This window comes from Acinetobacter sp. ANC 4216 (genome assembly GCF_004331195.1).
Taxonomy (GTDB): Bacteria; Pseudomonadota; Gammaproteobacteria; order Pseudomonadales; family Moraxellaceae; genus Acinetobacter; species Acinetobacter kookii.
Genome location: NZ_SJOC01000026.1, coordinates 1 through 17,621 on the forward strand (window position 1 = coordinate 1; position 17,621 = coordinate 17,621).

The following is a 17,621-nucleotide window of genomic DNA, read 5'->3' on the forward strand; positions in this document are numbered from 1 at the left end:
TACAAATCTTGGCTCATCAATTTTCTGACAAAAAATTTGCTCAAATAAACTTCGAGTAATTTCTACCATCAATCAATGAAAATAATTTCGATCAATCAACCAGTAAAAATCCACACAAGTTGTTCTTCATAATCTCTTAATGATCTTCTTACTGCTTCGTCAGCAGCAAGCTAGGTCGGCTATATTACGCTTTCTTTTCAGAAAGTCAACCAGTAATGAACATTATTTTTAAACTTTCTTTCTAAAAACCCAACTCAATCAATTTTAACTAAGTTACTGTTTTATCAGAAGTTTTAATCTTCATCACCGCCGATGGATGTGCATTCTACAGCATTTCACCCTCAATGCAACACCCTTTTTTAAATAATTCAGCAAAAACATCTCGAATGTTTATTTATTCTACAAAACAGGTGGTTTTTATTATTTTTTGCATGCAAAAGGGACAGGATTGGCTAACTCATCACGCATTTTTTCTTGTTTATTTTTTTCTTGCCAGGTCAATGAACGGCAATCGATATATTCACAATAGCCACTTTCCCCTGTTTCTTCATGATGATTAATGCAGATTTGATATTTAAAACTGCCCACATAGCCAGCTGCCAGACCAAATTTAAAATCTCCACGGCTTTGTGCCTGTACGGAAATGCAGGTACCATCTTTATCTTCATAGCTCCACTCAAACTCACGCGGCAAATACATGCTTTGCCCGTTCGGAGTTTTTACTTTGGGATAAACCCGATGTACCTTAAAGCGAACATTGTGGTCAAACATTTGCGCCTTTCCGGTTTTTGCATCTCTTAAATAGAGCCGTGATTGCAAAATCCCATTCAAAGGATCGCGAATTTGCGCCAAAAGCAACTGGCGCTGATTTTCCAGGTTAATGACTTGATAAGTGAAAAATGCCAAAGGCAAATAGGAAAAATTAATGCAGCGTGCATATTCAAAACTGCCCATCTGCTGAATTTCAAATTTTTGTTCCTTATACGTCACCTGCCCTTCACACTGACACAGTAAAGACCAGTGATCTGCCAGCCCCATACGCAACCGGGCAAAATAGGAAATAATATTGCTGGTGCGAATTGATAAATCAAAACTCAGCTCTTTATCCTTACGCTGTATTCGAAAATGAGGAAAACTGCCCGTAACTGTTTCCCGGTCCGAAAACTGGAAATGTCCTTTGGTAAAACGGCAGTCTTTACCCACCGAGTAAGAATTCAAATGCCCCACCATATGCGGGCTAATGCTGGCAATCGTGGTTGCAGTATCTAAAGCTGTGGTGTGAATGGCGCTTTCATTACGCAGCATTGCTGCATTTGGCTGACCGATCAGACTAATAAAATTAAGGTAATGCAAAGGTGCAGGTAGATTAGGAATCATCAATCCTTGATGAATGATTTTATAGCGGCCTTTTTGCGCATGATAGGCTAAACCCGACTGAAGTGGAGCCTGATTGAGTTGTTTGGAGCGATCAAATAAATCTTGAAACAACTGCATATCTTGCTCCTTTTTATTTTCAGTCTAGTGTTCTCATTTTTATATGGCGGTATTTTTTCTCGCAAGGAAAGTGGTCACAAAACCAGACAGTGCATAAATAATGGAAATCACCAGAATCCCTACCGGGATATTATAAGTAATTGCTGAAAAGATGAATACCGCGATCGGCAACACGAAAAATGGGACGCGTTTGCGATCAAATGTTTTAAATGAATAGTATTTAATATTGGAAATCATCAGCAAGCCCACAGCAATGATCGCTGTCGCATTAAAGATCTGAATACCCAATTCGCGTACATCAAAAATTTGTGGAAAATCCTGGGCGACCCAAACCAGGGTAATAATGATCACCGCAGCCAACGGGCTGGCGACACCAATAAAATAGCGTTTATCCACCACACCAATTTGCACATTGAAGCGTGCCAGACGAAACGCCGCACAGGCGGTATACACAAAACAGGCCGCCAATCCAATGCGCCCCAAATCATGTAAACACCAGCTATACATTAAAATAGCTGGTGCCACGCCGAAAGCAAGCAAGTCCGACAAGGAGTCGAACTGCTCGCCAAACGGGCTTTGGGCACCAATCGCACGCGCTACCCGGCCATCCAGTCCATCAAATAATGCGGCCAGAAAAATGGCATAAATGGCTTGAGTAAAATCCCCATTCATGCTGGCAATAATGGAGTAAAAGCCAGATAGCAAAGCTGCCGTTGTAATCAGATTCGGCCACAGATAGATGCCACGACGTTTCACCTTTTGTCCCTCTTGGGTATGCTCTTCTTCTTCCACTTCAAAGGTGATGCCATCAAAACCATGCTCATCACGTGTAGAAGATTCACTTTCAGGTTTGTTTATACTTGTCATTCTTTGCCGATCCTAACTGTAACCGTATCTTTTGAAACGTATCTCTTATTCACCAACCAACCAGCGTACAGCGGCATGTCCACCATTTTCACTCATACGCAAATGCGGGAACAACCATTGTAAAGCTTCATCTGCATCTTCAGAAAACTTCCATGGTGGATTAATCACAAGTAAACCACAACCATTTAGGCCCACAGGCGTATCATCCGGCCATACACAAACTTCACACACCAATTGACGGCGAATACCCGTTTTGATCATTTTCTTTTCAAAACGTTCAATCATGGCGCGATCTTTAATTGGATACCAGACAGCAAAGATACCCGTAGGCCATTTTTTATAGGCAGCAGCCAGTAATTCTACCAATTGTGGAAAATCTTTACGTTCCAATTCGTAAGGTGGATCAATCATGACCAGACCACGTTTTTCTTTAGGTGGAATCACTCCAAGCAAGCCTTCATAAGCATCACGTTCATGCAGGCCAGCACGGCGGTCACGAATATTAAAACGCAGCTGCTGGAAAACATCAGGCTGCATTTCAAAAATGGTGGCTTTGTCTATTTCACGCATGCCTTCCAAAGCAAACCAGGGTGAGCCCGGATAAGCCCCTTTACCTGAACCTTCACGCATATCCTGAACAATTTTAAGATACTGCTTTACGCCTTCAGGTGCATTGCGGGTAATGGAATCGTCCAGCTTGATTAAACGGTGAATACCATTTAAAAACTCACCTGATTTCTGTGCTGCAGACGTCGATAAATCGTATTTACCTGCCCCACCATGCGTATCGATATAGCGATAAGGTTTATCTTTGGCATTTAAACGTGTTAAAAGTTGCAGCAATAACACATGCTTCATAACATCGGCAAAGTTGCCTGCATGGAAATGGTGACGGTAATTCATGTTTCTTTAATTCCTGATATCAACCGATATTTTAGCATGAAAAAATGTTTCGTTCCGCAGGATATCTTGCTCTAGAATACGCCAGCGTTTTTCTATCCTGTTTATTGAGTATATCTTTATGGATGCAATTCACTTCCCAAAGTCATGCCATGTTGATCAAATAATTGAAGATTTAGATCAGCAAGGCTTCAGCATTATTGATGATGTTTATCCTCAAGAATATATTCATGCCTTGATTGAAGAATGCACTTCTCATATGAATCAGTTTAGAGAAGCCGCCATTCAAAATGGGGTCATCAGCAAAATTCGTAGCGATCACATTTTATGGATTAATGAAGATTTAGAAAAAGCTCAACAGCACGTCAAAACGTTGCAAAATTTGGGTGAACAACTGAACCAAGCCTTTTTTCTTGGCATTCGTGAAGTAGAAGCCCATTTTGCCTGTTATAACGCCGGCGAATTTTATGCCTTACACCGCGACAATCCCCAACAAAAAAATGACCGCGTCATTTCGGCAGTTTATTACCTGCATGAAGACTGGCAAGAGGATTGGGGCGGTGAATTGCGTTTGCAGGATAAGAATGATCAGTGGCACATTATTCCGCCAAAACCGAACCGCATTGCTCTATTCCAAAGTAATTTATTGCACGAAGTGCTGAAAGCCAAACATCAACGCCTATCCATTACCGCATGGTTACGCAGCGGCAATTCCATTTGGTAATTCACATTAGAGGATGCTTTAAATCTGAAAAAACATCCTCATATAGCAATCATTGACAGATGAGGATGTAACCGATGCGGGAAAACACCAAACAGATTATTCAACGTATTGGCGAAACCGATCAGCTGTATTTACAAGGCAATACGCCAAAACTTGCCTTAGAACGTGCTGAGTTACGCATGCAACTGGTTACTCTCAGTATTGTACGTCAGGAACAGCTTCATTTCCTGCAAGAGGCCGTGGTTCTGCTTGAACAGGGCCGTATTGAATTTGAAGAAATGCCCTTAAGTTTATATATGAACTTATCCATGCATTTGGCCAAAGCCTATATGCTGTATTTCGAAATCACTAAGGAACAAAGATTTGCCTTGATTACCCAGCAAATCCTAAAGCCCCTCATTCATGACCAGTATGGTGATATTTATTTCTTCCTGGCTTATGCTTCTGCAGCTAAAAGTGAAATGGCCTTGACCAGACATTGGCTCACCAAATACAGTAAAACTGCCGATTTTGACTTGATTCTGGTACAAGAGCATCCAGCCTTTCATCCCTTCCGTGAACACGACTGGTTTGTGCATCTAGTCAAAAGTAAAGCTCATTAATTGCAGATAAATGATAAAAAAACGCCTGCAATGAGGCGTTTTTTTATGATCTGTTCTGCTTAAAAATTCCTTCTTCTCAGCAGGTTTTAAATTTCACCTGTCTACAAAAAATCAGGCAGGTTGCAGTTTGGTCGCATTCATATGTAATTGCTGGTTCAGTTCATCAATCAACATAACCCATTCATCTGCATCTTCTACCAAATAGCGAATTAAAAACTCACGCTGGGATTTATTCCAGAAGGGAGCATCATGCAAATTTTGATGTGCGGGTAATTGATGGGTACGAATAAAAAGCTCAATAGCTGCAGGACTAGACGCAAGTCCAAGTTGTTCAAATAACATTTTAAAGGATGGGTTATTATTCATGAGCATAGCACACTCCTTATCAATCAAACTGTCATTTATTATTCAATTAACTTATAAGATATTCATAAAAAAACCTAGTGATAAAACTAGGTTTGTTGTTTCAATTTGTGTTCAATGATGCGTTGACGTTGAAAGCCGGTCTTCGGTATGCAATTGCTCATTTAAGATATCCACCACCATGGCCCATTCATCATCTTTTTTCCAATGGCTGATCAGAAAATCATGCTGTGCCTGGGTCCAGAACGGAGCGTGATGCAAAGGGATATCCATCGTCAATTGATGGCTTTCTATAAACTTGTCTATCGCCTCTTGGCTCGAATCAAGTCCCAACTGCTCAAATAAAAGCTCCAATGTGGGTTGCTGGTCAAACATCTCATTCTCCTTAAATCTTTATTGTTCGCTTTTAAATTAGACGCAAGCCCCAAAAAATTCAGTTGTCGCTGCATCACAGCATGTTATTTTTTGTTCAAAAACCAAATTTCAGACGTAAAAAAAGCACCCCGAAAGGAGTGCTTCTTCAATTTAATCTAGAAGATTAAATTATTTAACCATGTCAGCAATTGCTGCACGTTCTTCTTCTAGCTCGTTAAGAGTGAAGTTGATACGTTCACGGCTGAATTCGTCGATTTCAAGACCTTGAACGATCTTGTATTCGCCATTTTCACAAGTTACAGGGAAACCGAACATTACGCCTTCAGGGATACCGTAAGAACCGTCAGAAGGAATACCCATAGTTACCCATTCGCCGTTTGTGCCAAGAGCCCAATCGCGCATATGGTCAATTGCAGCGTTTGCAGCAGAAGCAGCAGAAGACAAACCACGCGCTTCGATGATCGCAGCACCACGTTTACCAACCGTTGGAAGGAATACGTCTTTGTTCCAAGCAGCATCGTTGATTTTGTCTTTTAAGCTTTCGCCGTTAACAGTTGCAAAACGGTAGTCAGCGTACATTGTTGGAGAGTGGTTACCCCAAACAGTCATAGTTTTGATGTCAGAAACTGCAACGCCAGCTTTTTGAGCAAGTTGAGTCAACGCACGGTTGTGGTCAAGACGTAACATTGCTGTGAAGTTTTTCGCAGGAAGATCTGGAGCAGATTTCATTGCGATGTAAGCGTTAGTGTTCGCAGGGTTACCTACAACAAGTACTTTAACGTTACGGCTAGCAACTTCGTTTAATGCTTGACCTTGACCGATGAAGATCTCACCGTTCACTTTAAGAAGGTCAGCACGTTCCATACCTGGACCACGTGGACGTGAACCAACTAGAAGAGCGTAGTCAGCATCTTTGAATGCAACTTTAGGATCATCAGTACCGATCATGCCAGCCAATAATGGGAAAGCACAGTCGTCAAGTTCCATCATTACGCCTTTAAGCGCAGCTTGAGCTTTCTCAAAAGGAACTTCTAATAATTGAAGAATAACTGGTTGGTCTTTACCCAACATCTCACCGCTAGCGATACGGAATAATAGGCTGTAACCAATTTGACCAGCAGCGCCAGTAACGGCAACGCGAACAGGTTGCTTCATGTAATTATCTCCAATTGAGAGGATCGTCATAATAATTAAATAGCTGTTCTATTTAATCTTAATAATCATAAACGGCAAAGATTGTACTCCAATACTTTGACAGATGCATTTAAAAGAGAATGGATTTCAACAAAAGTATGATAGGAAATATAAATAAAATATATAAAAAAGCTTAGTAAGAACCTTTTATAGTAAATATATTTGGACAGGTATTTTGTACTTCTGCTGAACAGCGCTTGTACTGCCCATTATTTTTGTAGCAAAGTTTCACTTCGGTCAGAATGGCATTTCCCTGGGAAGTGGAACAGCTAAATCTAATGGCATTGGCAGGTAAACTTGGATTCAAACGCAAAAACTGCAGCCGGAGATTGGTCTGATGCATGGCTCGCGTTTCAGGACTGGTTAATTCCTTCGGTATTTTGAGACGCTCGGCATAATTAATGATGGTACGGAAATATTGACTTGAATTCATCTGTACACAACCACCGACTCCCCGCCACAATTGCATGCGGGCATTTTCATCGGGCATGACACGTGCCACGACTTTTGCCTGCAAGGGAGATAAAGTCGCAGTAGATGTAGTCTTACACTCGGTTTCTGAAGTTTCCGGATACAAACCGGAAATATTCAGCGAATAGCCTTCCAGACATTTTCGCTGTTTTGATTTCTGGGCATCAAACATGCATACCGCAGGGGTCATTTGTACCACCATGACATATCCCTGCAAAGGTGCAGCAAAAATTTGAGGTGCAAACAGCCCTAGTCCAGCACCGCTCACCCCGAACAGCGCCCATCTGAGTAAAACTGAAGTTTGCCCAAAAAATATCATCAACAAGTCAGACATATCAATAAAATTAAAGTTTATGGATTATTTTTAAATGGAATGATATTCATCCGCTTTTCAAGTGATTGCGCTCCTTGTCCCAGCAATACTCCATAATGAGTGGCATTGGTCATCACATGTTTTACATAATCACGTGTTTCGGTTAAAGGAATGGATTCTGTATATTGGTCAGCCGCAATCGGCTGAGCCTCCGGTTGCCAGCGACGCGCCCGGTTTGGACCTGCATTGTAGCCAGCCGTTGCCAGCACAGGACTATTGCTGAGCTGGCTCTGGATCATCGACAAATAAAAAGTGCCATAACGAATATTGGTATTCATGTCGGTTAAAGCTGCCGGGTTATAGGTTTCACCCATTTGCCGGGCCACCAGTTTCGCCGTATCCGGCATAATTTGCATCAACCCTCCTGCCCCTACATGTGAACGTGCCTGTGAAACAAAACGGCTTTCCTGACGCATCAAACCATAAGCCCATGCAGGATCGATTCCGGCATTGCGGCTATGGCTGACCACATAACTTTGATGCGGCATGGCATAACGATAAGCATAGTTGTGCTTGGATTCAGTACGGTCAGCAGCGTAAATTGCCCGATCATACCAGCCGATATCCGTCGCGCGTTTTGCCGCGGCCAGCAGCAGGCCATCATCATGTTTTAAATAGGCCTGACGTACCGCCCAGTTCCATTCACGATTCACGTAACTATCTGGCGCATTGACACGGCGTAAAGCAAAAGCACGGTTGAAATGAATATTTTGGCTCAAGCGCTGCACATCACTATTGGAAGGTTGAACATTACTGGGAATATTATTGTAACTCTGTCCTAACCTATCTCTAGCCAGAAGATTATGGTAATCATCTCCCTGTGCCAATTTTTTGAAAATTTCTTGTGCCACACGTTTAGAGTTCGCATCGCCACGCTGCTCTGAAGCCCGTGCCAACCAGTACTGCCAGCGGTCTTCCTGTTTTTGGGTTACGCCCATTGCGTCAATGGCCCGAATCAGGCTTTCCCATGCACTGAAACGAATGGCTTGACGGGCATAAATTTCCGCTTCTTCGGCACTAAACGGCAAACCGTAACTGGCATCCAGATAATTCAGCACTTCACGGTTAAAGTTGTTTTTCATGACTGTGGTTCCACCGATATAGCCCACAGTTCGATAGAGCGCTTTTTGTACTTGTAGCGGTGCCCCTTCTGCTGCATTTTTAACGGCAGCCATTGCGGTATTTAAATCACTATCCGCCAGACGCCCCAGGGCATAAATTAAATAAGCCTGATCGGCCGCAGAGGCTTTGGGCGCAGACCATAAATAATTTAAAGGATTGGCCTGAATTTGATTGAGCTGTGCAAGTGACAGGTTTACACCCAGACTTTGTGCCGTTGCCAAAGCCAGGCCCGACTGACCTGCGCGAAGCTGTCCCCACAAACGCTGCTGCCTGTCCTGTTCGGTCATCAGGGGACTCGACAGCATCATGCGTCCCAAACCGGTACAGGATTCAGGTTGTGAGCTGGTGGCAAGCCAGACATCTTTATATTCAGCAAAAACCAGGGGATCGCCCGATTTGGCACGGACCTGTGCAACCGCACAGCTTTCCGCCTGATCCGGATTGGTCACATACTGCAAAATAGGCTGTGCAGTCGCAAAATCTGCCTGCTTGACTTTTTCTTCAACATAGTCGGCCGCCAGTTTTTCCGCCATGGCCGATTGCGGATAACGCTGCGCAAAATTGATAATCTGGCTGGCAGGCTGATTCGCCAGATTGCTATTCAATAACCAGTATTCCGGATAATAGCCCAGCACATCGTTTTGCATCGATGCCTGATATTGTTGTAATAAACCTAAATTTGCAGAATTGGCAGCACGCAAAGCATCATTAAACTGTTCATCAGCTGCATGGGAAATAGAAACGAAACCGGTTGATGCTAAAGCCAAAGCAAGCATTTTATAATAATTTTTATTGATTACCCGATGAAACATATACCCGCCTTCTGTCATTTAGTATTGCCTTGGTCGCACCTAATCATTTTTGAATAGTTTAATTATTATTAAACTACTCTACTGTTCTGTTATGTAACCTTATGATTAGACAATATTAATTTTCAATCATTTTTACGTCACAAATCAATATTCTTGGCGCTTTATTTATATCTATAAGTTTGGCTTCGATTCCTGCTAAAATATGCGCCTTTCTTGTATTCGAATTGCAATTTTTCAAGATGACCACTCGCCTCTTTTTTCCATCAATACAAGTTAGGTGTTGAAATAAAAGGAAATATGGCTCGCTTATGCGGTCAGCGTTGAATTGCGGTTTCACCGATTTATCCTTTAGGAGCCTACATGACGGTTCAAACCTTCATTCCAAATAGTGCCCAAGCTGCTTCAGAAAACACTGTTACCCAGCCACAGCACACCCCAGCCGACGGTTCAGTGAAAAAACTGTATATCGAAACGCAAGGGTGTCAGATGAATGAGTATGACAGTCATCGTATGGCAGACCTGCTGGGCGACTCACACGGTTATGTACTTACAACTGACCCAAATGATGCCGATATTCTACTGATGAATACCTGCTCCATTCGTGAAAAAGCCCAGGAAAAAGTGTTTTCCGAACTGGGTCGCTGGCGCAAGCTGAAAGAAAAAAATCCTGATCTGGTGATTGGAGTGGGTGGTTGTGTGGCCTCTCAGGAAGGCGACAACATTCAAAAGCGTGCGCCTTATGTCGATATGGTCTTTGGTCCGCAAACCTTGCACCGTTTGCCGCAAATGCTCGATCAACATAACGATCAAATCGAAAAGCCCAAGAAAGAAAAAATCAAGCTGGTGGATATTTCTTTCCCGGACATCGAAAAATTCGACTTCTTGCCTGAACCGCGCGTTGAAGGTTACAAAGCCTTTGTTTCGATTATGGAAGGCTGTTCAAAATACTGTTCTTTCTGCGTAGTCCCTTATACCCGCGGTGAAGAAGTATCGCGTCCTTTAGATGACGTGCTGGCGGAAATTGCCGGTCTGGCGGAAAAAGGCGTACGTGAAATCAGCCTATTAGGACAGAACGTGAATGGTTACCGCGGTGAAACCTTTGAAGGCAATATCTGTACTTTTGCAGATTTACTTCGTCTGGTTGCTGAAATCCCGGGGATTGGCCGTTTACGTTATACCACTTCACATCCGCTTGAATTCAATGATGACCTGATTCAGTGCTACCGTGACTTGCCACAAATGGTTTCGCACCTGCACCTGCCGGTACAAAGCGGTTCCAACGATGTACTGAAAGCGATGAAGCGTAACCACACCATCGATGTGTATATCGAAAAAATTAAAAAGTTACGTACCGTCCGTCCGGATATGCATTTATCTTCTGACTTTATTATTGGCTTCCCGGGTGAAACCGATGAGAACTTTGAAGAAACCTATCAATTTATCCAGGATTTGGATTTTGACCATTCTTACAGCTTCATTTATTCAAAACGTCCAGGCACCCCAGCGTCAGAACTTGAAGACAACACCCCTGAAGATGTCAAAAAAGAACGTCTGGCCAAAGTTCAGCAATGGATTAAACGTTCAAGCATTGATAAAACCGATGCAATGCTGGGCACCATCCAGCGTGTTCTGATTGAAAAGGTTTCTGACAAAGATCCGAACCTGTTGATTGGTACTGCGGACAATACCCGTCTGGTTTCTTTCATTGGTGATGCTGCATGGGTTGGGCGTTTTGCAGAGATCGAGATTACCGAAATTAAAACTTTAAATTTTGTTTACGGTGAACTCTTGAATCTTGAGCCTGACGTGGCGTAATGTAAGGTGATCAGCCAGACCATTTTATAAGGAATTCTCTTGACTGCAGCGATCCGACGTACAGTAACTTTTCCTGGTATTTCAATGGAGCGTTTAAAAGGCATGCTGGGTGCTTACAACGGTCATTTGAAACAAATCGAACAACGTTTAGACGTCAAAATTTCCCATCGAGGTGATGCTTTTTACATCGATGGTGAAATTGATGCAGTAGAGAGAGCCGAAAGCCTCTTGATGCGTCTACATGAAGAAACCGAAGTTAGCCAGCAAGTCAGTGCGGATACCCTGCATCTGATCATTCAGGGCAGTCAGACCGACCGTGAATTGCAGGAAGACTTTTCCGACAATGAACATACCGGCCTGGATGCCGTCTGGTTGCAAACCCGCAAAGGCCGTATCAATCCGCGCGGTGCCAATCAAAAGCGTTATGTACAGCGTATTTTGCAAAGCGACATCTCATTCGGGATTGGTCCTGCCGGCACAGGTAAAACCTATCTTGCCGTGGCCGCTGCGGTAGATATGCTGGAACGCAACGAAATCCAGCGTATCCTGCTGGTTCGTCCTGCAGTGGAAGCCGGTGAAAAACTCGGTTTCTTACCGGGGGATTTAAGCCAGAAAATCGATCCTTATTTGCGCCCGCTTTACGATGCCCTGTATGAAATGCTGGGTTTTGAAAAAGTCGCCAAACTGATTGAACGCCAGATTATTGAGGTTGCCCCGCTCGCCTATATGCGTGGCCGTACTCTCAACCACTCTTTCGTCATTTTAGATGAGGCGCAAAACACGACGCCAGAACAGATGAAAATGTTCCTGACCCGTTTAGGCTTTGGTTCGCGTGCGGTCATTACCGGCGACATCACGCAGGTCGACTTGCCACGTGGTCAACAGTCGGGGCTTTCACATGCCTTACGTGTGATTGAAAAAATTCCTGAAATCCACATTACTCGCTTCCACTCTCGCGATGTGGTGCGTCATCAATTGGTTCAAAAAATTGTTGAAGCCTACGAAGGTTGGGACTCTGAACAACACCGTCTTAGTGCTGAAGCACGGGCAGAACGTAAAGCGCGTCAAGAGGCATTGATTGCTGAAAATGATGCCGCTGCCGATGCTCAGGACTAAGATATTTTAAGGATTCATTTTGAAACTTAACCTATCTTTGCAACAAGATTTTCAGTCACCTGAACTGGTACTGAAACGCGCTTATATTAAAAAAGTCATTGAAACTACACTACGTTTTATCGATGTCGATCAAGACTGTGAAATCGGGATTGCCTGTGTAGACAATGACGAAAGCCATAAGCTGAATCTGGAGTATCGTCAAAAAGACAAACCGACCAATGTGTTGTCTTTTCCGAGCGATGTGCCAGAAGAAGTGTTGGCAATGCTGGATGCACTACCGATCGGTGACCTGGTGATTTGTATTCCTGTCGTTCTACAGGAAGCCATTGACCAGAATAAAACACCGATTGAACATTTTACGCATATGCTGGTGCACGGTACCTTACACCTGATGGGCTATGACCATGAAACCTCGGATGAAGATGCGGAAGAAATGGAAGCATTGGAAATTGAAATTCTGGCGAAGTTAGGATTTGAGAATCCCTATACTGAACAACAGTAGTTCTAGCAACATTCTAATTTTTAAACCCGATTAATTTCGATTAATCGGGTTTTATTTATGTCAAATAAGCATAAAATCTTAACATACTCCCCAATAAATGGAGGAAGAAATGATAAACAGACTCCCTTCCTGGCTGTTCCTGATTTCAGCGTTATTTCCTGCATCCCAATTGTATGCCAATGTTGAATCTTTATGTAAGGAAGCAAGATTCCAGCCGGCAGATAATGCCTGGGTAGGCCATTATTATCTGGAAGGCGTAATGGAAGTCGGCTCTGAGCTGTTACTAGAACCGGACGGCAAGTTTAAATGGTATCTGACAGTCGGTGCCTTAGACCAATATGCCGAAGGAACCTGGTGGAAAAATGGGACATGTATTGGTTTGAAAGCCGCACCCCAATACCGCCAATATTTACAAATCTTCCCGACTCGCCTGGAACTTTCAGAAAAGGATTTAAACGTGACATGGCCGGACGGGGATCAAAAGGGACACTATGTATTAGCATCTCACTGAAACTACAATTAAAAACTGAAAGTTAATGATCTTAGTAAAGCAGATCACCCCACTCCATCAATGCACCTCAAACTCAGCTTCAGCCGGGTCAAAACGCCAGGTACGCACAATGCGAAGCTCTGAAATATCTTTCATCCCTTTATCAAAACCACCGAATGGAGCAGCTTTACGCACTGATGTCTTGGCAGCTTCATCCAGCAAACCATGACCTGAACTTTCAATCAGGCGAATGGCACGAATTCCGCCACTTTTATTCAAGATCACCATTAACCGGACCTCCCCTGCAAGGCGCTGCACCTTGGCTGCATCGGGATAATAGCGGTTACCGTAAAATTCTACTTTCTCACGGAATTTCTCCAGATAAGCCGCTGAAATATCCTGCTTGGCCTGTATCCCATCCACCGTTTTAATTTTTTGCTGACGGCTAAAATTTTGCTGACGTTGCAAATATTGTGCTTCCAGACTTGCCACCATCGCGGCCTTGGCTTGGAATTGGCTATTCAACTCCTGCATGGCTTTTTTACGCTGGTTCTGTTCTGCTTCTTTCTTCCAGCTTAAGGTGGTCATCAGCACTTTTTCTTCAAAGCTGAGTTCACGTTTCTGTTGTAAACGCTCCAAAGTTTCCTGTTGCTGTTCACCAGTCGTCTGCTCAGTCATCGCTGCCGGCATATCACTCGACATACGGTGTGCTTCACGGAAGGTTCCAGAACCTTGCTGATCTGCCTGTGCCAGAAAATCCGCATGTTCCACCTTGTCCTGACTTGGGCGTAAGGTGACAGCAATCTCTTTGACTGCTGCATTACTTTCTTCCGGCATGGCAAATTGCAAAGTCAAAATAATCAAATGCAAAACAGCAGCTACAATCACTGCGCTTGTGAAAATTGGATCTTTCCACCATGCATGCATTAAAGGTGCGAAACTGATTTTCTTAAGCATCACATTAAACCGACAAAATGTCTGGTCCCCAAACTGCATAAAAGCAGTATAAAATAAACACAGCGTCTAGTTTTGAATGAAGAAACGAGAACTCAGTCAACAAGCACGCTGTAGACAATTAAAATCATGAAAATGGTGCAATTAATTTTGTTAAACTGCAAGGTGGAATATCTGTATTTTTAATACTTTCGACAAAATCTATCGAAGTTTAAGAAGATTAACTCGCTGGGATGCCTTATATGCAAACGCTACTATCCAATATCTCTAAACGTATACGCCAGGTGTACCAAAAAGCTGAGGGATTTATTGAAGATGAGCGTGAATTTCCCCTTTCTCAAGTTTTTTTAAATGCAACTTTTCAGCGTTTTGTGACTGACAATGTTGCCATGCTGAAAGATCTGCATGCTGACTTGCATGAAGACTGGCTACGCTTATATGCAACGCTAGATGTGAAAGGTTTATACATTACCCTTTCAGTCGATTTGAAACTGGTACAGATGGAACTGAATAAAGACACCCAGCTGATTGTGTTTGAACAGATTAGTGACACCCAGGTGATTGAAGCAAAATTCAAAAATATCTTCCAAAAGCTTGCTGTAAAATTTGCTTTATTTTTCTATCAAAAAGTACTCAATCAAGATCCTTTAGGCATGATCCTTGAAAAGTTGAATGTCATTAAAGTGAAAGATGACTTATTGCATCTGGATTTAAACCGATGGTTAGGCAAAAAGCGCTCTATCATTGATACCTTAGCAAAAGTGCATGTCAACCATGCTGTTTTGCGTGAAGCTGAACTGGTGGTCATGGGTAATGTCAACCTGACTGCATTATTTAGAAAAATGTCTGAAGAGCCGATGGATGTTTGGGCGATTGATGCAGAACAAGCGGACAGCAAAGTCAGTCCGATCAAGCAGAAATAAGGTGAATTGTTTTTATGGATTAAAATCTGGGTTTTAACTAAAAAAACTACATTAAAGATACAGATTGCATAAGGTTTCGAATTTTATCTCTATATTCAGAAGGCATAATACTATCTACGCAGAAGTTTACATTTCATTAAGACTGCATAGGAACACTTTACTTATGGCTCACAATGTATTGAAAACAGTTGCATTCGCATCTGGTCTAACAACTACCCTGTTGTTGGCTGGAGTTTCAACCCAAACATTTGCCATGAGTCCATTCCAAGCAAGTTATCAATTTAACTATAATGGCAAAAACATGGGCTCGGCAACACGCACTTTAAGCAAGTCGGGAAATAACTGGACCTATGTCTTTGCTGCAAAAGCGGGTGCCATGGCTTCTGCGACTGAAACCAGTCATTTTAGCTTAAATGATAAAGGCGATATTCTTTCCAACAGTTTTAGTCGCCACAGTAAAATTTTGGTCCATAACAGTACCATGAGTATTAATTTCAACTCGAATGCCCAAACCATTCATACCAAAAAAGATAAAAAAGCCTATGCTTTTGACTGGAAGGCAGGTGTTCTAGATGAGCTGAATGCCGAGTTGCAATTACGTGAAGATTTAAAATCTTCAGGTTTAAAATCGAATTATTTAATTGCCGATGCCAAAGAAGTGGAATCGCGCCACTTTATTAAACAGGGCAATGAAACAGTAAAAACCGCTTATGGTACTTTTGACACCATTAAAGTAGTGCTCAAACATAAAAAGCCAAATCGCGATACCATTTTCTGGTTAGCACCTCAACTGGACTATACCCCGGTGAAAGTGACTCATCAAGATGGAAAAGCATCCTATGGTTTACTGTTAACAGGTTATAAAGGCCCAACGAGTTAATCGATTTGATCAATTTCGCTTGCATTTTTCGAGAGCCTTTTTAAAATACGCATTTGCTTGAAAAAGCATCTGCCCTTAGAGGAATTCTCCCGTGCACGCATTAGAACAGAAAATCTTAAGTGAAGGTATCGTTCTATCTGACCAAGTTCTGAAAGTTGATGCTTTCTTAAATCATCAAATTGACCCTGTATTGATGCAACAGATTGGTAAAGAATTTGCTGCCCGTTTTAAAGATGCAGGGATCACTAAGATTATCACCATTGAAGCTTCTGGTATTGCTCCAGCAGTAATGGCCGGTTTAGAACTTGGTGTGCCTGTGATCTTTGCACGTAAATATCAATCTTTAACTTTAAAAGATGATTTATACCGCTCTAAAGTGTTCTCTTTCACTAAACAAACTGAAAGCACAATTGCCATTTCAAACAAGCACATCAACTCTAGTGACAAAGCTTTGGTGATTGATGATTTCCTGGCAAATGGTCAGGCAGCTTTAGGTCTTGCCGATTTAATTCATCAGGCAAAAGCGGAAGTTGTAGGTATTGGTATTGTGATTGAGAAGTCTTTCCAGCCGGGTCGCCAATTGTTACTTGATAAAGGTTACCGTGTTGAATCTTTAGCACGTGTTAAATCTTTGGAAAATGGTACTGTTGAATTTGTCCGTGATTAAGATTTCAACTGAATTTAAAAAGAGCGCTCAGGCGCTCTTTTTTTGTAAGTGTTTTTTTATAGCGATCTAATTTTCAGACCAAATATTATCTTACTGTAGGTTGACTCTATTATAGAGCAATACTCAATAAACATTTTTTGTACTAAAATAAAAAAGTCTAACTATCCGCAAATAGTTAGACCCTGGATCATATTGAACGGTGGATTTACTTTACGGTCACAGTAATGCTGCCGGTGTTTACAGCACCAATAGCTGAAGTTTTGATGCCATCAATATGATTCTCGAATCCTCTTGTATTTACAGATGCATCAATAGCTGCTGAATTAAAGGCTAAATTCGCTGCAGTATAATTACTTAGAGTTTCAGAGAACTGGTCATAAGTGTCAGTATTCAATGATGTACTGATAGAACTTTCAAACTCCGATGAACGCTCAGAATTCCATTGTTCCAAAGAACCCTCTGCATTTTTTTCAGCATCAAAAGTTTTCTCTAATGTACCCGTATTCACTGCGCTCAAATTGCCTTGTTGTAAGTTAATGCTACCGGTGTTTACCGCACCAATTGCTGAAGTTTCTACTGCGATTTTGTCTCCCACATTATTCAGTGAGTTATACGCCCCGTGTACGTTGACTGTTGCATCAACAGTAGCGGTATTAATGGCAAGGTTAAGCGCAGTACCATTTTTAGCATGTTGAGATACAGTGGCCAAAGTAGCGTCTAAACCTGTATTTACAGTGACCTCTTGAGCATTAGCCATGCCTGCACCGGACACGAAGGCAACAGATAAGGCGATTGTTTTGATAGTCTTATTCATGGTTATTTTCCTTTTTTCTAATTTTGAAGTACTTCTCGCTAAGCACTTCTTTTTATAATGGGAGCGAGCCCATTTTTATATATTCTTTAATCACGCTGCGTGCTTGACCAGTAGTTTTCGACCACTTCCGGATTAACATCCCACAGCATCTGAGTCTTTTCAT

Annotated in this window: 20 protein-coding genes; 9 read left to right on the forward strand and 11 right to left on the reverse strand. The window is 42.3% G+C overall.

The window, feature by feature from the left end:
- Window positions 1-420 precede the first annotated feature (420 nt).
- From E0H88_RS15095 to E0H88_RS15105, 3 genes are read right to left on the reverse strand one after another with little or no spacing between them, the layout of a single operon-like run.
- Entirely contained in the window at window positions 421-1,494 is a 1,074-nt protein-coding gene (locus E0H88_RS15095) for a DUF6670 family protein (RefSeq protein WP_092821124.1), read from the reverse strand.
- Window positions 1,495-1,533: 39 nt separating this feature from the next.
- Window positions 1,534-2,361, reverse strand: coding sequence for a CDP-diacylglycerol--serine O-phosphatidyltransferase (pssA, locus tag E0H88_RS15100; RefSeq protein WP_092821122.1), 828 nt, complete (start codon window positions 2,359-2,361; stop codon window positions 1,534-1,536).
- A gap of 45 nt (window positions 2,362-2,406) precedes the next feature.
- The gene (locus tag E0H88_RS15105; protein ID WP_131274895.1) at window positions 2,407-3,264 is read right to left on the reverse strand and encodes a 23S rRNA (adenine(2030)-N(6))-methyltransferase RlmJ; all 858 of its coding nucleotides are present in this window, start codon (window positions 3,262-3,264) and stop codon (window positions 2,407-2,409) included.
- A 118-nt stretch (window positions 3,265-3,382) separates the two neighbouring features.
- On the opposite strand from E0H88_RS15105, the gene E0H88_RS15110 reads away from it, so the two are divergent.
- Together E0H88_RS15110 and E0H88_RS15115 are read left to right on the forward strand one after the other, a co-directional pair.
- Window positions 3,383-3,985, forward strand: a complete 603-nt coding sequence (locus E0H88_RS15110) for a 2OG-Fe(II) oxygenase (RefSeq protein WP_131274897.1) — start codon at window positions 3,383-3,385, stop codon at window positions 3,983-3,985.
- Between the two features lie 74 nt (window positions 3,986-4,059).
- Window positions 4,060-4,587, forward strand: a complete 528-nt coding sequence (locus tag E0H88_RS15115) for a hypothetical protein (RefSeq protein ID WP_092821116.1) — start codon at window positions 4,060-4,062, stop codon at window positions 4,585-4,587.
- A 111-nt stretch (window positions 4,588-4,698) separates the two neighbouring features.
- Here the strand turns inward: E0H88_RS15115 and E0H88_RS15120 are convergent, their stop codons facing one another.
- From E0H88_RS15120 to E0H88_RS15145, 6 genes are all read right to left on the reverse strand, one after another.
- Window positions 4,699-4,959, reverse strand: coding sequence for a DUF2789 family protein (locus E0H88_RS15120; RefSeq protein ID WP_086195729.1), 261 nt, complete (start codon window positions 4,957-4,959; stop codon window positions 4,699-4,701).
- Window positions 4,960-5,064: 105 nt separating this feature from the next.
- The gene (locus E0H88_RS15125; RefSeq protein WP_092821114.1) at window positions 5,065-5,325 is read right to left on the reverse strand and encodes a DUF2789 family protein; all 261 of its coding nucleotides are present in this window, start codon (window positions 5,323-5,325) and stop codon (window positions 5,065-5,067) included.
- A 168-nt stretch (window positions 5,326-5,493) separates the two neighbouring features.
- A complete protein-coding gene (locus E0H88_RS15130) occupies window positions 5,494-6,480 on the reverse strand; it encodes a malate dehydrogenase (RefSeq protein WP_131274900.1) in 987 nt (328 codons plus the stop codon).
- Between the two features lie 172 nt (window positions 6,481-6,652).
- Window positions 6,653-7,309 (reverse strand): ribonuclease T2 family protein, encoded by a 657-nt coding sequence (locus E0H88_RS15135; RefSeq protein ID WP_131274916.1) that lies wholly within the window; start codon window positions 7,307-7,309, stop codon window positions 6,653-6,655.
- 32 nt (window positions 7,310-7,341) lie between these two features.
- Complete coding sequence (locus tag E0H88_RS15140) at window positions 7,342-9,261, reverse strand: lytic transglycosylase domain-containing protein (protein ID WP_171259733.1); 1,920 nt, start codon at window positions 9,259-9,261, stop codon at window positions 7,342-7,344.
- 151 nt (window positions 9,262-9,412) lie between these two features.
- Window positions 9,413-9,634: a hypothetical protein gene (locus E0H88_RS15145; RefSeq protein WP_131274902.1), complete on the reverse strand. Its 222-nt coding sequence runs from the start codon at window positions 9,632-9,634 to the stop codon at window positions 9,413-9,415.
- Window positions 9,635-9,657: 23 nt separating this feature from the next.
- Here E0H88_RS15145 and miaB point away from each other — a divergent pair, with 23 nt between their 5' ends.
- The 4 genes from miaB (at window position 9,658) to E0H88_RS15165 (ending at window position 13,241) form a co-directional block, all read left to right on the forward strand.
- Entirely contained in the window at window positions 9,658-11,112 is a 1,455-nt protein-coding gene (miaB, locus tag E0H88_RS15150; protein WP_092821108.1) for a tRNA (N6-isopentenyl adenosine(37)-C2)-methylthiotransferase MiaB, read from the forward strand.
- Window positions 11,113-11,151: 39 nt separating this feature from the next.
- Window positions 11,152-12,228: a PhoH family protein gene (locus tag E0H88_RS15155; RefSeq protein ID WP_092821106.1), complete on the forward strand. Its 1,077-nt coding sequence runs from the start codon at window positions 11,152-11,154 to the stop codon at window positions 12,226-12,228.
- A gap of 19 nt (window positions 12,229-12,247) precedes the next feature.
- Window positions 12,248-12,730, forward strand: a complete 483-nt coding sequence (ybeY, locus tag E0H88_RS15160) for an rRNA maturation RNase YbeY (RefSeq protein WP_131274904.1) — start codon at window positions 12,248-12,250, stop codon at window positions 12,728-12,730.
- Window positions 12,731-12,839: 109 nt separating this feature from the next.
- Complete coding sequence (locus tag E0H88_RS15165; protein ID WP_092821102.1) at window positions 12,840-13,241, forward strand: hypothetical protein; 402 nt, start codon at window positions 12,840-12,842, stop codon at window positions 13,239-13,241.
- 57 nt (window positions 13,242-13,298) lie between these two features.
- Here the strand turns inward: E0H88_RS15165 and E0H88_RS15170 are convergent, their stop codons facing one another.
- A complete protein-coding gene (locus E0H88_RS15170) occupies window positions 13,299-14,177 on the reverse strand; it encodes an energy transducer TonB (protein WP_131274906.1) in 879 nt (292 codons plus the stop codon).
- A 239-nt stretch (window positions 14,178-14,416) separates the two neighbouring features.
- Here E0H88_RS15170 and E0H88_RS15175 point away from each other — a divergent pair, with 239 nt between their 5' ends.
- From E0H88_RS15175 to E0H88_RS15185, 3 genes are all read left to right on the forward strand, one after another.
- Complete coding sequence (locus tag E0H88_RS15175; RefSeq protein ID WP_131274907.1) at window positions 14,417-15,097, forward strand: hypothetical protein; 681 nt, start codon at window positions 14,417-14,419, stop codon at window positions 15,095-15,097.
- A gap of 163 nt (window positions 15,098-15,260) precedes the next feature.
- Window positions 15,261-15,977: a DUF3108 domain-containing protein gene (locus E0H88_RS15180; protein ID WP_131274910.1), complete on the forward strand. Its 717-nt coding sequence runs from the start codon at window positions 15,261-15,263 to the stop codon at window positions 15,975-15,977.
- Window positions 15,978-16,068: 91 nt separating this feature from the next.
- Window positions 16,069-16,644, forward strand: a complete 576-nt coding sequence (locus E0H88_RS15185; RefSeq protein WP_131274912.1) for a xanthine phosphoribosyltransferase — start codon at window positions 16,069-16,071, stop codon at window positions 16,642-16,644.
- Between the two features lie 205 nt (window positions 16,645-16,849).
- Here the strand turns inward: E0H88_RS15185 and E0H88_RS15190 are convergent, their stop codons facing one another.
- Window positions 16,850-17,458 (reverse strand): hypothetical protein, encoded by a 609-nt coding sequence (locus tag E0H88_RS15190; protein ID WP_131274914.1) that lies wholly within the window; start codon window positions 17,456-17,458, stop codon window positions 16,850-16,852.
- Window positions 17,459-17,621 lie beyond the last annotated feature (163 nt).

Coding starts and splice junctions, on each gene's coding strand:
- E0H88_RS15165 (WP_092821102.1), top strand. CDS start 12,840: ATGATAAACAGACTCCCTTCCTGGCTGTTCCTGATTTCAGCGTTATTT.
- E0H88_RS15095 (WP_092821124.1), bottom strand. CDS start 1,494: ATGCAGTTGTTTCAAGATTTATTTGATCGCTCCAAACAACTCAATCAG.
- E0H88_RS15110 (WP_131274897.1), top strand. CDS start 3,383: ATGGATGCAATTCACTTCCCAAAGTCATGCCATGTTGATCAAATAATT.
- E0H88_RS15120 (WP_086195729.1), bottom strand. CDS start 4,959: ATGCTCATGAATAATAACCCATCCTTTAAAATGTTATTTGAACAACTT.
- E0H88_RS15190 (WP_131274914.1), bottom strand. CDS start 17,458: ATGAATAAGACTATCAAAACAATCGCCTTATCTGTTGCCTTCGTGTCC.
- E0H88_RS15125 (WP_092821114.1), bottom strand. CDS start 5,325: ATGTTTGACCAGCAACCCACATTGGAGCTTTTATTTGAGCAGTTGGGA.
- miaB (WP_092821108.1), top strand. CDS start 9,658: ATGACGGTTCAAACCTTCATTCCAAATAGTGCCCAAGCTGCTTCAGAA.
- E0H88_RS15175 (WP_131274907.1), top strand. CDS start 14,417: ATGCAAACGCTACTATCCAATATCTCTAAACGTATACGCCAGGTGTAC.
- E0H88_RS15140 (WP_171259733.1), bottom strand. CDS start 9,261: ATGCTTGCTTTGGCTTTAGCATCAACCGGTTTCGTTTCTATTTCCCAT.
- E0H88_RS15170 (WP_131274906.1), bottom strand. CDS start 14,177: ATGCTTAAGAAAATCAGTTTCGCACCTTTAATGCATGCATGGTGGAAA.
- E0H88_RS15105 (WP_131274895.1), bottom strand. CDS start 3,264: ATGAATTACCGTCACCATTTCCATGCAGGCAACTTTGCCGATGTTATG.
- pssA (WP_092821122.1), bottom strand. CDS start 2,361: ATGACAAGTATAAACAAACCTGAAAGTGAATCTTCTACACGTGATGAG.
- E0H88_RS15115 (WP_092821116.1), top strand. CDS start 4,060: ATGCGGGAAAACACCAAACAGATTATTCAACGTATTGGCGAAACCGAT.
- E0H88_RS15135 (WP_131274916.1), bottom strand. CDS start 7,309: ATGATATTTTTTGGGCAAACTTCAGTTTTACTCAGATGGGCGCTGTTC.
- E0H88_RS15130 (WP_131274900.1), bottom strand. CDS start 6,480: ATGAAGCAACCTGTTCGCGTTGCCGTTACTGGCGCTGCTGGTCAAATT.
- E0H88_RS15180 (WP_131274910.1), top strand. CDS start 15,261: ATGGCTCACAATGTATTGAAAACAGTTGCATTCGCATCTGGTCTAACA.